Source organism: Streptomyces sp. ISL-100 (assembly GCF_018614615.1).
Lineage (GTDB): Bacteria > Actinomycetota > Actinomycetes > Streptomycetales > Streptomycetaceae > Streptomyces.
In genome coordinates this window covers 14,393-28,234 of sequence record NZ_JAGGOK010000025.1, presented here as the reverse complement: position 1 = coordinate 28,234, position 13,842 = coordinate 14,393, and the positions used below count along the sequence as shown (strand labels likewise).

At 70.2% G+C, this 13,842-nt stretch carries 11 protein-coding genes; 7 read left to right on the top strand and 4 right to left on the bottom strand.

The features are described 5' to 3' along the window. The first annotated feature begins 53 nt into the window (after nucleotides 1-53). Nucleotides 54-968, top strand: a complete 915-nt coding sequence (locus tag J7E89_RS11125) for a LysR family transcriptional regulator (protein ID WP_214972090.1) — start codon at nucleotides 54-56, stop codon at nucleotides 966-968. 33 nt (nucleotides 969-1,001) lie between these two features. Here the strand turns inward: J7E89_RS11125 and J7E89_RS11120 are convergent, their stop codons facing one another. After that, nucleotides 1,002-1,457 (bottom strand): MarR family winged helix-turn-helix transcriptional regulator, encoded by a 456-nt coding sequence (locus J7E89_RS11120; RefSeq protein ID WP_214972088.1) that lies wholly within the window; start codon nucleotides 1,455-1,457, stop codon nucleotides 1,002-1,004. Nucleotides 1,458-1,562: 105 nt separating this feature from the next. Between J7E89_RS11120 and J7E89_RS11115 the strand changes: the two genes are divergently transcribed. The 3 genes from J7E89_RS11115 (at nucleotide 1,563) to J7E89_RS11105 (ending at nucleotide 6,594) form a co-directional block, all read left to right on the top strand. Next, the gene (locus J7E89_RS11115) at nucleotides 1,563-2,621 is read left to right on the top strand and encodes a phosphotransferase (protein ID WP_214972086.1); all 1,059 of its coding nucleotides are present in this window, start codon (nucleotides 1,563-1,565) and stop codon (nucleotides 2,619-2,621) included. Between the two features lie 137 nt (nucleotides 2,622-2,758). Then, nucleotides 2,759-4,288 carry a glycosyltransferase family 29 protein gene (locus J7E89_RS11110; RefSeq protein WP_214972083.1) on the top strand — a complete coding sequence of 510 codons (1,530 nt, stop codon included), beginning with the start codon at nucleotides 2,759-2,761 and terminating at the stop codon, nucleotides 4,286-4,288. After that, the gene (locus J7E89_RS11105; RefSeq protein WP_214972081.1) at nucleotides 4,285-6,594 is read left to right on the top strand and encodes a glycosyltransferase; all 2,310 of its coding nucleotides are present in this window, start codon (nucleotides 4,285-4,287) and stop codon (nucleotides 6,592-6,594) included. Before J7E89_RS11110 ends, J7E89_RS11105 begins: the two co-directional genes overlap by 4 nt. 62 nt (nucleotides 6,595-6,656) lie before the next feature. On the opposite strand, the gene J7E89_RS11100 is transcribed toward J7E89_RS11105, so the two are convergent. From J7E89_RS11100 to J7E89_RS11090, 3 genes are read right to left on the bottom strand one after another with little or no spacing between them, the layout of a single operon-like run. Next, the gene (locus J7E89_RS11100; RefSeq protein ID WP_251060389.1) at nucleotides 6,657-7,823 is read right to left on the bottom strand and encodes an acyltransferase; all 1,167 of its coding nucleotides are present in this window, start codon (nucleotides 7,821-7,823) and stop codon (nucleotides 6,657-6,659) included. Further along, a complete protein-coding gene (locus tag J7E89_RS11095) occupies nucleotides 7,820-9,154 on the bottom strand; it encodes an alpha-2,8-polysialyltransferase family protein (protein WP_214972078.1) in 1,335 nt (444 codons plus the stop codon). The genes J7E89_RS11100 and J7E89_RS11095 overlap by 4 nt, the downstream gene beginning before the upstream one ends. Next, nucleotides 9,154-10,149, bottom strand: a complete 996-nt coding sequence (locus J7E89_RS11090; RefSeq protein WP_214972076.1) for a glycosyltransferase family 2 protein — start codon at nucleotides 10,147-10,149, stop codon at nucleotides 9,154-9,156. The genes J7E89_RS11095 and J7E89_RS11090 overlap by 1 nt, the downstream gene beginning before the upstream one ends. Nucleotides 10,150-10,336: 187 nt before the next feature. On the opposite strand from J7E89_RS11090, the gene J7E89_RS11085 reads away from it, so the two are divergent. The 3 genes from J7E89_RS11085 to J7E89_RS11075 are packed head-to-tail and all read left to right on the top strand — an operon-like array spanning nucleotide 10,337 to nucleotide 13,823. Beyond that, entirely contained in the window at nucleotides 10,337-11,629 is a 1,293-nt protein-coding gene (locus J7E89_RS11085) for a DUF6716 putative glycosyltransferase (RefSeq protein WP_214972073.1), read from the top strand. Next, nucleotides 11,626-12,867: an acylneuraminate cytidylyltransferase gene (locus tag J7E89_RS11080; protein ID WP_214972070.1), complete on the top strand. Its 1,242-nt coding sequence runs from the start codon at nucleotides 11,626-11,628 to the stop codon at nucleotides 12,865-12,867. Before J7E89_RS11085 ends, J7E89_RS11080 begins: the two co-directional genes overlap by 4 nt. Before the next feature lie 29 nt (nucleotides 12,868-12,896). After that, the gene (locus J7E89_RS11075) at nucleotides 12,897-13,823 is read left to right on the top strand and encodes an N-acetylneuraminate synthase family protein (protein WP_214972066.1); all 927 of its coding nucleotides are present in this window, start codon (nucleotides 12,897-12,899) and stop codon (nucleotides 13,821-13,823) included. Nucleotides 13,824-13,842: the final 19 nt, after the last annotated feature.

Genomic DNA, 13,842 nt, shown 5'->3' with positions numbered 1-13,842 from the left:
CCCTCAACTCATAACACCACGACGGAAATTGGAGCATGTAATAATCCACGCTTATGGATGTGGACCTGCGTGACCTGGAACTCCTGCACGCCACCGCCGACGTCGGCTCGCTGACCGCCGCCGCCGAACGGCTCTACGTCAGCCAGCCCGCCCTCAGCCAGCGGCTGACCCGGCTGGAGGACCGCCTCGGCATGCGGCTCTTCGACCGGCAGGGCCGACGCCTGGTGCCGAACGCCGCGGGTCGCCGGATGCTGGCCGCCGCCCATCACATTTTCGGCGAACTGGAGTCTGCTGCCCGCGACTTGAAGGACATCCGGGACGGGCGGGCCCGGCGGGTCCGTTTCACCGCCCAGTGCAGCACCACCTTCCCGTGGCTGCCGCCCGTACTGCGTGCCTTCCGGGAGCGTGTGCCGGACGCCGACGTACGGATCGAGACTGTCCCCGACGACGATCCGATCTCCGCCCTGCTCGCCGACCGGGTGGATGTCGCACTGGTCACCAAGCTGGACGGGCAGACGGACCGGGTGACCCTGACCCCGCTGTTCGAGGACGAGATGGTGGCAGTTGTCCCCGCCGGGCATCCGTGGGCCTCCCGCAAGTACCTGACCGCCCGGGACTTCGACGGCGTGGAGCTGGTCCTCTACGACGTCTACGACCAGAACCGCATTCCGTCGTTCCCGCTGCCGATCCCCGCACAGTCGCGGCCCGCGCGGATCACCACCATGCCCGTGGTCACGGACCTGGTGGTCGAGATGGTGGCCGGCGGCCAGGGCGTGACGGTGCTGCCGAACTGGGTGGCCGCCCCGTACGTGTCCTCGCACGGCCTCGCGCTGGTCACCATCGGCGCACGGCCGCTGACCCGCATCTGGTTCTGCGCCACACGCCCCGGCCCCCGCCCGCCCCACCTGGAGGCCTTCGTCGAGGAACTCCTGGCCCGCCTCAAGGCCCGGTTGCCTCCGTCCCCGTGAGGCCGCGGTCGAGTGGGGTGTCCGAGTGGGGTGTCAGTGATGCCAGGCCTGGCCGGCAGTGTTGTGGATCATGCGCTGGAGGACCTTGAGGGTACGTACGTACTCCTCATCCGTGATGCCGGCGTGGATCTCCGCGCGCAGGACCTCCTGGCGTGCGGCGGTGGTCTTCTGGAGTGCCCGTCCCTCGTCGGTGAACCGGAGGCGCTTGTCGCCGTCCTGCGTGATCAGTTTCCTGGCGGCGAGGGCGTCGATCTCGTCCTCCAGGACGCCCCCCACGCTCAGGTAGCCCTCCAGGACGGCAACCACATCCGTGCGCGGCCTGCCTTCCGGATGGTCGACGAGCTGATTGAGGACCCACCACTGGGGCTGACTGAGGCCGAGTTCCGCGAGGGCGGTCCGGATGTGGGTGACGACCGAATTGTGGGCGGCCCAGCTCCAGTAGCCGATCGGCTGGTGCGCGAGCCCTGCGTCGTCGTGCGAGTACTCCATGGCTGTGTCCTCACCCTTCTTGCCCGGCTGATGAGGACGACCGTAGGACCTCAAGTGGCCTTGAGGTCAACGGTGTTGTGCGGCGCGCCCTCTACGCTGGGCGTCATGTCGATCCAGGTGCCGCTGAGTGAAGAGTTGCGTTCCGTGGTCGGTACGCCCGCCGAAGCCACTCTTCTGGAGAGCAGTCCGCGCTCCCGCGTGTGGCGGGTCGGTCTGCGCGGGGGCGACCGGGTGATCGTCAAGCAGATCGCCGACGGAGGCGGAGTGGGGTCCGACGAGGACGCGCGGTACGCCCGCGAGGTCGCCGCCCTGCGGCTCGCAGCGCGGGCGGGCCGGCCGGCCGTCGCCCCCGAACTGCTCGCGGTCGATCCGGCGGCCCGCGTGATGGTCCTGGAGTACCTGGACGATCAGGGAGCCGTCGACGACTGGATGCCCGGGTACGCCGAGTCCCTGGCCCGGCTCCACGCGCTCACCGGCCCGGCCGACAGCGGCACGCTCCCCGCCTGGTCGGGGCCGACCGCGGCCGACGCCGACTCCTTCCTCGCCCTGGCGAAGGCCCTCGACGTAACCGTCCCACCAGGCCTCCCGAACGACCTCGCGGACCTGATCGACCGCCTGGACCCGACCTCCCACCACGCCCTCCTCCACGGAGACCCCTGCCCCGGCAACGACCTGCGCACCGCCGACGGCCTCCGCTTCATCGACTTCGAGCAGGCATCACTGGGCAACGGCCTCGTCGAACTGGCGTACTTCCGCATCGGCTTCCCGACCTGCTGGTGCGCCATGTCGGTGACCGGCACCCCGCTCACGGAGGTCGAGGACATCTACCGGTCCACCTGGCTTGCTCTCACCGGCACGGACGTCCCCGGCGACCTCGCCGACGCCTGCGCAGGCTGGCTGATCCGCGGCGACGCCCTCGTCCAGCGCGCCGAACGCGAGACCGCCGACCACTTCGCCCGCATCCCCGCGGAGGACTTCGACTGGGGTTACGTCTCCGCCCGCGAACGCCTGCTCCACCGGCTGAGCGCGGTGGCCGACGTAACCCGCACCCACGACCACCTGCACCTGCTCGGCCGCCTGAGCGACACCCTGGCCACCCGCCTTCTGACCCGCTGGCCGACCCTGCGGCCCCTGCCGGCGCACGGCGAGCGGCCCTGGTTCTGACGTACGGGTAACAGGGCGGGAGTAGGGGCCTGGCGTTTTCCGGGCCGACGAGGGGAGTTCACCCCGGGGTCGTGCTGGGTTCCTAAGGTGACGCGGACCCGCCACCTGTCAGCGGGGCGGAAAGACCTTGGAGCATCATGACGAAGGCCCGCAACCGATGGCCGAGACCGCGCGACGGGGAGAACCCCACCGGCGCGCCGGACGGCCAGTCACCTCATGAGTCATCTGCTGGGATCAAGCCGACCGGGCTCGACGAGTGCCTGCGCGCCTGCGCCGTGCACAGCGGCAAGCTTGTCGCCGGGCTGGATCGCCGGCGTACGGAACTTGCCGAGAAGCTGCGGCAGTTGCTCGCCGCGCAGGCAATGGCCCAGGAACCGGCGCTCGTAACCGCCGCCTCCGGCGCCACCGCCCTGATCCGGCGTGCCGCCAAGGGCGCGGGTGGTCCCGCCGACGCGCTGAGCGGTGAGCTGCTCGACGCGCTGCTTGCTGTTGGCAATAAGGCTCTGGAGTGCGGGTACGACGACGAGCTGAGGCTGGCGCTGCTCATCAGCGACACCGTGCTGACCCGGCGGGCAAAATCGCGGGCCGGCTGGCGGCTGCGCGCCCGGACGCTGGAGGCCATCGGGGACGAGGCCGCCACCATCGAGGCGTACGAGCGATACCTCGCGCTGACGGACGACGACGGCTTCGGCGTCGCACCCAAGATCGCCGGCATGCGGGCCGGTGGGCAGCGGCAGGACGAGCTGCTGCGGCTGCTGGAGCGCGAGTGCCCCGAGGCGAGGGAGTACTCCGCCGGGCCCGCCACCGATGTCTGGGCCGAAGGGCTCGCGCTGCACGCGCGTGGCGAGTGGTCGCAGGGCGAGGCGCGGCTCGTCGGTGCGCTGCTCGCCATGGAGCGGAGCGGGAGCCCTGTTCAGGATCTCCAGGAGGCTGTCGGCCAGTATCTCGAACTGCGGATCGGCATCAATGGGGGCGAAGCGGCAGGGCTGCGCGAGGTCATTACGCTCTACGCCGAGCAGCGCAGGAATCGCATGAGGGGGCCCGTCGCCGACCCGGCGTTCGGCGGGGTGGAGTGGATCGCCCTGGGGGAGTTCCGGAATCAGATCGCCGGCAAGTCGATCTGTCTTATAGCCAACTCCCAGCGGGTGGGGCGCAGCTCGCTGGGGAGTGAGATCGACGCGTACGACCTCGTCGTCCGCTTCAACTCGTACAAGATCGACGCGGCGGCGACCGGCAGCCGCACCGACATCCACGCCACCATCCACAAGCACGGCTTCAACTGGGAGCGGCCGGTCACGACGCGGCTCGTCTTCGGTGGCGTCTCCGGCGACTGGAAGCACTCGCTGCGCAACCGGCTCGTGCCCGGAGCCCAGAAGTACCTCGGCGACGAGTCGCTGCGCTGGCCGCTGCGCAATGTCGGCAAGGTGGGATCGGACGTGTGGTCCTCCATCCCCACCAGCGGCTTCAACATGCTGTGGCTGCTCGACTTCCTGGACGTCAGCCCGACGCTCGACCTCATCGGCTTCGACTTCTACGAGAGCGGCGCCTACCGCCTTCAGGAGGCGATGCGGATGCCCATCACCTCCGTGCACGAATACACCAGCGAAAAGGCGTGGGTCATGGAACGCGCCCAGAGCGTCAGCGACATGAGGATCTCCCTGCGATGACATCCACCAGCCCTGGCGCCAACGCGCTCACCGGCAAGCGCCGCATCGCCTTCGCCAGCTTCGTCGACGAGAACTACCTGCCCGGCTTTCTTGTGCTGCTGCGCAGCCTCGCCCTGTCGAATCCCGGGCTGTGCGAGGACTTCATCGTCCTGCACGACGATCTGAAGCCGTCGTCCGTCGCCCGGATACGGGCCCTGCACCCGCGCATCGAGCTGCGCCGCGTCGATGCGGCGCGCTACGACTCGTACGCCAAGGGCGACCAGGACAACTATCTGGTCCGCAAGGCCTACTTCATCCTCGACGTCTTCCGCATTCGCGACTACGACACTGTGATCACCCTCGACACCGACATGGTGGTGCTGGGGGATTTGGGCGAGCTGCTGAGGCTGCGGGAAGGGCTGGCCGCCGTACCGCAGTTCTTCTACGGGCAGCACAAGCTCAACAGCGGGCTGCTCGTCATCCAGCGCGAGTACCTGAGCGATGAATTCTGCTCTCGCATCGACGCGACAGGACGCAGCGGGGACTACGAGCTCGACAAGCACGACCAGGGCATCCTCAACGCCGTACTCGACGGGGACTTCGTCCAGCTCGACGCCCGCTACAACTTCGTCAAGCGGCGGCTGTCCGGCGACCTCCCGGTGCCCGACGACACGGCGATTCTGCACTTCACCGGGCGCCACAAGCCCTGGCAGGGCGGCGAGGCGGGGTACGGCAAGGCCGAGGACCGCTGGCGTGAGTTCGAGCTGTCCGACGCGCAGTTCTACGCCGCGTACCTGGCGCAGGGCAAGGGCATGCACCACGACCTGCTCGTCCACTTCGGCACCCCGCACGTCGAGCGCACCGGCGATGTCGAAAGCGCCCGCAAGGTCGCCGCCGCTCACATCGCGGCGGGCGAGTACCAGGAAGCGGTGGATCTGCTCGGGCGCGTACGCATCCCGCTCGACTCGGCCTGGCCGCACGAGGTGCTGGGCCACGCGCTGATGAGTGTGTCGCGTTACGACGAGGCCCGGGCGCAGCTGCTGCTGGCCACCGCCGCCCCGAACCGGGCCGCCACCGCCTTCGGCCGGCTGGCTCAGATCGCCTGGATCCACGGCGACGACGAGGCGGCGCAGCAGCACGCGCTCGACGGGCTGCGCGTCGATCCGACCCACCGGGCCAACCGGCTCATGCAGCGCCGTACACAGCATCCGCAGGCTCCAGAAGCCGGCGTGCCCGGTGAGCAGTTGGCGCACGTCGCCTTCTACATGGAGCAGCAGGGCAACGCCGGTGACAAGCTGCTGCCCGAAAGCGTGCGGCTCGCATTCGACGCCGACCCCGGGCCGCGGAAATGGCACTCCGTCCACGCTCACCGCCTCTTCGACGAGGCCGCCCTGGAGCGCGTCAACGCCCGGCGCGGCCTGGTCATCGGCGGCGGCGGGCTGTTCATCCCCGACACCGCGCCCAACGGCAACAGCGCCTGGCAGTGGAACGTCCCCGACGCGCTGCTGAACCGCATCGACGTACCCGTCATGGTGTACGCCGTCGGCTTCAACGCCTTTGACGGTCAGTCCTACCGCGCCGGCCGCTTCAACACCGCCCTGCGCGCCCTCGTCGAGCGCGCCTCGTTCTTCGGCCTCCGCAACCACGGCTCGATCGACAAGGTACGGGCGCTTCTCCCCGCCGAGCTGCACGACAAGGTGCGCTTCCAGCCCTGCCCCACCACCGTCACCCGCCAGCTCGTCGACGGCTGGACCGACCCCCTCCACCGCGAGAACACCGTCCTGGTCAACGCGGCGTACGACAGGGCGGGGCTGCGCTTCGGCCACGACTACGGCCACTTCCTCGCCGAGATGGCGAAGGCGGTACGGGCGCTCGGCGCCCACGCCGAGGTGAAGTGCGTGGCGCACTCGCTCGACGACGAGGAGATCGCCTTCGACCTGCGGCGCGAGCACGGGGTCTCGCTGCCGGTCGTCCCGATGTACGACTTCGACAACGACGCGATCAGGGACACGTACGCCCGCACCAAGCTGGTCATCGGGATGCGCGGCCACGCCGGGATGATCCCGTTCGGCTGCGGTACGCCGATCATCAGCCTCATCTCGCACCCGAAGATGGCGTACTTCCTGTCCGACGTCGACCGGCCCGAGTGGGGCATCTCCGTACACGACAAGAACCTCGGCGCGGTGCTCACCGAGCGCGCGCTGGGCCTGCTCGACGACCATGCGGCAGCCGTGGCCGACGTGCACGGCCGGCAGCAGGAGCTGTGGAAGGTGACCGAGGCGAACGCCGCCGATCTGAGGGTGATCCTGGGGCGCCCGGCTCGCTGATGACGGCAGAAGGGTGGGGCACCCCGTGCATGGGGTGCCCCACCCTTCTCCTGCTTTCCCCTCTAGCGCCTGGCGCCGAGCGATCTGCGCAGCAGCGGGGTGAGCGGCTTTTCGACGCAACGGTTCAGCAGCCGGGCCAGCAGCAGCATCCCGGCGACCGTCAGGCCGAAGGTCGCGTACGAGGGCAGGCCCAGGCGCTGGTGCAACACGTCGACCGCGACCCAGCCCAGGTGCTCGTGCACGAGATAGAACGGATACGTCAAGGCGCCGGCCACGGTCAGCCAGCGCCAGTTCGCCCACCTGAAGTACCCCAGCGCTATCGCGCCGACGAGTACGAAGCCGGCCGTGACCACCGCGATAATCAGCGACGCCGAGCGGTACGAGAAGAAGTGCGGGCTGTCCGTGTGCCAAAGCTGCGCCACCGCGTAGTGCTGGCCGAGCAGCCAGCTCAGCGCGACGATGCCCCAGGCGGTGGCGTCCCGGCGGTCGCGGTGCAGCAGATAGAGGCCTACGCCGCCGATGAAGAAGGGCGCGTACTCGGGCATCAGGACGACGTCGAGCAGCGGCTCGTTCGCGGCGTCCGCGAGGACGGCGGCCAGTGTCCACACCGCGCAGAAGAGCACAACGCGCTGTCTGCCGGCGCCCGGGAGCACGACGAACAGAGCGAACAGCGCGTAGAAGCGCAGCTCCGCCCAGAGCGTCCAGCACACGCCGAGCACCCGGTCGGCGCCGACCGGCTGCTGCAGCATGCTGAGGTTGACCAGCGCATCGCTGGGCGAGACCGCCTCGTACGCGACCCAGGGCAGCGCGAAGACCGCCGTCACCAGCACTATGGCTGCCCAGTAGGCTGGGAAGAGCCGCGAGACGCGGGACGCGAAGAACGAGCGCAGCGGCCGGCCCCAGCCGCTCATACAGATCACGAAGCCGCTGATGACGAAGAAGATCTGCACCCCGAGCGAGCCGTAGGCGAACCACTCGTGGGCGGTGGGGAACTGGACCTTGGGCGAGGAGCCCCAAGCCGTGGTGATGTCACCGTCCCGGCCGCCGTAGTGGTACGCGGCGACCATCAGGGCGGCGGCCAGCCGCAGTCCGTCCAGTGCGCCGAGCCGTGCGTGGCGCGCCGGCTCGGTGCGATGCGGGGGTTTGTTGTCGTACGTCGCCGGCCTGGCGTCGCGCGCGCCGTCCGGCATGCGCGGCGGCCCGGCCGGCACGGCCTCGGCAGTGCTCATCCCAGTGCGGCCCGCTTGAGCGCCGCCCGCTTCAAGGACCGCGCCCTGCGCACCACCCGCCGCAGCCCCGCACTGCGCGGAATGAACGCGAACTGCTTCGGGATCGCGCCCGGCAGCGCGAGCGTCGTCAGGCGGCGGCGCTTGAAGTAGCGCCAGGTGTGGCCGTCCAGGTGCCGGGAAAGAAAGCGCTCGGCCGCCGGCCGCAGGTCGGCCCGGATCTGCGGCTGCATCGCGAAGCCGACCGCCAGGAGGAGGCCCACCAGGTCGGCCGGCTGCGTCCGTGTGCGGTCCTCCGCCAGGTCGGGGACCAGCGCGTCGACGATCGTGACGGGGACGCGGTTGCTGTTCTGGTACGGCGAGAGGCGTTCCAGCAGAACGTCCGTGCCGGTGCGGGCCACCGGGATCTCATAGAACGTGCTCGCCGTCAGCAACGCCGTCGAGAAGCACCCGACCACCAGCGCCGGCCGGAACCGCTGATACAGCACCTCGGCCAGCACCGGGCTGTCCAGGACGGTGAGTTCGACCCCCAGCGTCCGCGCCTCGCGCTCCAGCATGCGTGACCAGCGGACCGGCGCCGTGGGGTGCGGCTTGAAGACGATCTGCCGGTGGCCCCGCTCGACCGCCCCGCGCAACATCGTGACGTGGAGGTTCTCCTCCTCCTCGGCGGTGAGGATCGACAGCGCGGACAGGTACTGGCCGAGAAGGAGAGCCGAGTCGGCGGGGACCGCCAACGCCTCCTCCCCGTCGGACAGTTCCGTAAGGACCTTCAGGAACGCCTCCGTCGGTACGAGCTCCGGCGGTACGTCGAATTCCCCCAGCAGTAGCGGGGTCAGGCCGGGCACGAGGTCCAGGTGGAGGAGGCGGCGTACGCGCGTGCCGATCAGCGGGTCGATCTTGTTGCGGGTCGGGCCGTAGCTCATCAGCCCGTCGGCGTACACCTCGACCGGCGCGTCCGTGAACAGCTGGGCGAGTGCCAGCGCCGGGTTGACCTGGATGGACTCGACGAACAGCTCCACCGTGTCGTCGCCCAGACCCCACAGCAGCCGCAAGTGGCGTTCCCACAGCGGGATGTCGTCCACGCGCGGCGACCAGGCGCCGGGATGGAAGGGGGCGATGGTCTCGTTCCAGGACAGCACGCGGTCGAAGCGGCCGCGCAGCCGCTCGAAGCCCGGCATCTCGTCGAGGGCGGGCGTCGTCTCGGGTGTCGTGGTGTTGTTGCTGACGAGGAGCAGCCGCCGGCCGGCCGGCGAGAAGCAGTCGCTGTCGATCGCGGCGGCGAGCGTCGCGGCGCCGTACAGCGTGGAGGCGAAGAAGATCTGAGTCGTGGGCATCAGGCAGCGACCTCCGGCGCGGCGGTCGTGCCGGGGGCCACGGGACGGCGGCGCAGCCGGCGCAGCCGCCCCGAACGCTCCATGTCCATCGAATCCAGCGCGTCCTTGAGGAAATCCTGCGGCATCCGCTTGAGGGCCGCCGTACTCATCGTCCGCAATTTCCGTGCCACGGCCGGTTCGAACCTTTCAATACTTCCCAAGTGGTGGGAAATGATGGCGCAGTACGTACGCACCGCTTTCGGCAGAAGCCGGTCCGCGTCCGGATCCTTCGCCGTTTCCTCGATGACCTGATCGAAGGCCCGGATGAAATCGAGCTGACGTACGTCGCCGATCTGCGTCAGCGAGGACGCGACACCCCGCCGGTAGAAGACCCCGAGCGCGCCGACCGCCGCGAAGCTCTCGGCCTCCCGGTGCAGCCGCCAGATCCACGGCCGGTCCTCCGCTGTGCGCAGGCCGTCGGTGAAGTGCAGCAGCCCCCGGTCCGCGAGCCTGCGGTGGTACATGCCGGCCCAGGCGAACGGGTAGTCGACGGAGGTGGAGCGGGTGGCGGGCAGGATCGCCTCGCGCGGTGACATGACGACGCCGCGCTTGCCGTGCGGGACGCGGTGGACCGCACGCGTACGTCCGGTGCACTGCACGTGGTCCGTACGGACGAAGTCGCAGCCCAGCTCCTCCATGGTGGCCAGGAGGCGCGCGTAGTGGCCGGGGGCCAGCCAGTCGTCGCCGTCCAGGAACGTCAGGTACTCGCCGCTCGCCGCGTCGAGTCCGGTGTTGCGGGCGGTGGCCAGGCCGCCGTTGGTCTCGTGTCTGACCAGGACCGCCCCCGGGAGCTCGCGCTCGGCGCGCTGGAGGATCTCCGGCGTTCCGTCGGTCGAACAGTCGTCGACGAGGATGAATTCGAAGTCCTCGCGGGCGTTCGCGCGGAGGCTTCGAAGGGTGTCTGGGGCGTATGTCTGCACGTTGAAGAACGGCACGACGACAGAGAGCTTGACCACCTGCGTGACGCTAGGGCGCAGTGCGGCATTCGTTGCGACCGCCGGAGAGATGGCGGGTGAACGAAGAATGGCGGAATAGTTAACCCGTCTGCTTTCCGGGCTCCGACGCCGATCGTCGATGTGCTGTTAACCGTTTGTTGCGGCTGAGTTGGGCCGTCAATCGGAATGCCTCCCTAGTTTCGTCGATGTGCCAGCAAGTACCAGCAAAGCCCTGCGGATCGCCGTGATCGCCGATTCCGATACGCGATGGAAATGGGGCGCCCTCACCGCCCGCCGTATCGCGCCGGAAGCCGAAATCGGCGGATTCCTGCTGCGCGGCCGGGCCACCCCCACACCGCGCCAGCTCGCCGAGGTCGGCGTGCCGGTCGACGGTGTGCGCGAGGTGACCGCCGCGGAATTCATCGGCGAGATCGAGCACGAGGCGTATGACGTCGTGCTGCTCGCTCTCGTCGGGGGAGCCGTACAGGCGATGCTGCACGGCCTCGCGCCGCTGTGGCCGGACACCGACCGCCGGCCCGTCATCGGCACCGGTTACGTCGGTGTCGTTTACGAGAAGCTCGCCGACGGGCTGCTGCTGCGCCACGGCGCGGACATCGTCATCGCGAACTCCCGGCACGACGCGGAACGTTTCCGCGCGGTGTACGAGGGAGTGGGCGCGGACGCGTCGGCGGTTACGGAGGCCGCGCTGCCGTTCCTGGGCGGCGACAGCTACACGGGGACGGACACGCGCACCGTCGTCTTCGCCGCCCAGCCCTCCGTGCCGCAGTCCCGCGCAGACCGCTCGTACCTGCTGCGCCGCCTCGTCCAGCACGCCCGGGTGCACCCCGGCCGCGAGGTGCTGCTCAAGCTCCGCAGCAAGCCGGGCGAGCACACCACCCACATCGAGGAACTGCCCTACCAGAAGCTGGCCGCCCGTATCGACGGCGGCCCGCCCCCCAACTTCCGCCTCGTCTACGGGCACATGGGCGAGGTCCTGGACCGCACAGACCTCCTCGTCACGGTCAGCTCGACCGCCGCCCTGGAGTCCCTGCACCGCCGCATCCCGACCGCCGTCCTCACCGACCTGGGCGTGCGCGAGGTCCTCGGCAACCACCACTTCCTCGGCTCCGGGTGCCTCGCCTCCTGGGAGCAGCTGGACGCCGGTCACCGGCCGCGGGCGGACGAGGAGTGGCTGGCGAGGCAGGGCGTGGCCGCGGACGGCTCGTACGAGACGGCCTTCGACGCCGTACGCAAACGGGTCACCGCACTCCTGGAGCGCCCCGGCCTGCCGCCGATCGCCCCCTACTACACCTCCGCCACCGCGCCGGGCTACCTCCCCGGCATCCTCGCCCGCCACCGCCTCGACGGCACGCAGACCACCGCCGACGTCACCGGCGTACGCCGCGTCCTGCGCGACGCCGTACGGGAGGCGGCACGCGGGGCGTACCGCCACGGCGTGCAGCGCGTGGCGCCCGTAATCCGCCGCATGGGAGAACTATGAGCAGCCGGCCGCAGACCCACACCGACACCGAGCCCGTACGCCGCGTACTGGCCGTGATCCCCGCCCGAGGCGGATCCAAGGGCGTACCGGCGAAGAACCTCGCCCCGGTCGGGGGCGTGCCGCTGGTGGCGCGCGCCGTACGGGCGTGCCTGGGCGCCGGCCGGGTCACGGATGTCGTGGTCTCCACGGACGACCCCGCCATCGCGGCGGCGGCGCGCGCCGCGGGAGCCGAGGTGGCGCTGCGCCCGGCGGACATCGCGGGGGACACGGCGACCAGCGAGGCGGCCGTACTGCACGCCCTGGACGCACACGAGGCGCTGCACGGCGCGGTGGTGGACGTGGTGCTGCTGGTGCAGTGCACAAGCCCGTTCCTGACGAGCGAGGACGTCGACGGCGTCTGCGCGGCGGTTGTCGAGGACGGCGCCGACACGGCCCACACGGTGGCCCCCTTCCACGGCTTCGTGTGGCGGGAAGGGGACGCCGAGGACACAGCCGCTGGTGTCAACCACGACAAGAGCTTCCGGCCCCGCCGTCAGGACCGGCCGCAGGACTTCCTGGAGACCGGGGCGGCGTACGCCATGGACGCCGCCGGGTTCCGGAAGGCCGGGCACCGCTTCTTCGGGCGGACCGCGCTCGTCGTCACGGACCCGGCCCGTGTCCTGGAGATCGACGACCCGCACGACCTGGCCCGCGCCCGCGCCCTCGCGCCGCTGCTGGATTTTCGGGCCACCGACCTTCCGACCCGCGACGACATCGACGCCGTCGTCATCGACTTCGACGGTACCCAGACCGACGACCGGGTGCTGATCGACTCCGAAGGACGCGAACTCGTCGCCGTGCACCGCGGCGACGGGCTCGGCATCGCGGCCCTGCGCAACGCGGGGCTCAAGCTGCTGATCCTGTCCACGGAACAGAACGCGGTCGTCGCCGCACGGGCCCGCAAGCTGCGCATCCCCGTGCTCCACGGCATCGACCGCAAGGACCTCGCCCTCAAGCAGTGGTGCGAGGAGCAGGGCGTCTCGCCCGAGCGGGTGCTCTACGCCGGCAACGACGTCAACGACCTCTCCTGCCTGGCCCTCGTGGGCTGGCCGGTGGCGGTCGCCAACGCCCACGACACGGTCCGCGGCGCCGCCCGCGCCGTCACGACCATCCCCGGCGGCGACGGAGCGATCCGCGAGATCGCCGCCTGGATCCTCGGCCCCTCCCTTACCGGCCCTTCCCTTACCCCCACCCCGTAACTCCCCTCCCCCCTAAGGAAAAGAACCACATGAGCACCAACTCCCGTCTGCGCACCCTCGGTTCCAAGACCGCGGGCCCCGGCCACCCCGTCTACGTCACCGGCGAGATCGGCATCAACCACAACGGCGACATCGAGAACGCCTTCGCGCTCATCGACGCCGCCGCCGACGCCGGCTGCGACGCGGTCAAGTTCCAGAAGCGCACCCCGGAGATCTGCACGCCGCGCGACCAGTGGGACATCGAGCGCGACACCCCGTGGGGCCGGATGACGTACATCGACTACCGCCACCGCGTCGAGTTCGGCGAGGACGAGTACCGCGCCATCGACGAGTACTGCAAGAAGCGCGGCATCGACTGGTTCGCCTCCCCGTGGGACACCGAGGCCGTCGCCTTCCTGGAGAAGTTCGACGTACCGGCCCACAAGGTCGCCTCCGCGTCCCTCACGGACGACGAGCTGCTGCGCTCGCTGCGTGCCACCGGCCGCACGGTCATCCTCTCCACCGGCATGTCGACGCCGCAGCAGATCCGCCACGCCGTGGAGGTGCTGGGCAGCAGCAACATCCTGCTCTGCCACGCCACTTCGACGTACCCGGCCAAGGCCGAGGAGCTCAACCTCCGCGTGATCAACACGCTCCAGGCCGAGTACCCCAACGTCCCGATCGGCTACAGCGGCCACGAGACCGGCCTCCAGACGACGCTGGCCGCCGTCGCCCTCGGCGCCGCGTTCGTCGAGCGCCACATCACCCTCGACCGCGCCATGTGGGGCTCCGACCAGGCCGCCTCCGTCGAGCCGGGCGGCCTGACCCGCCTGGTCCGTGACATCCGCACCATCGAGGCCTCGCTCGGTGACGGCGTCAAGAAGGTGTACGAGTCCGAGCTCGGCCCGATGAAGAAGCTGCGCCGGGTCGCGGGCGTCGTCGCCGAGGGCGCGGACCGCGAGCCCGTCGCGGTCTGACGGACAGACCCGACGGACG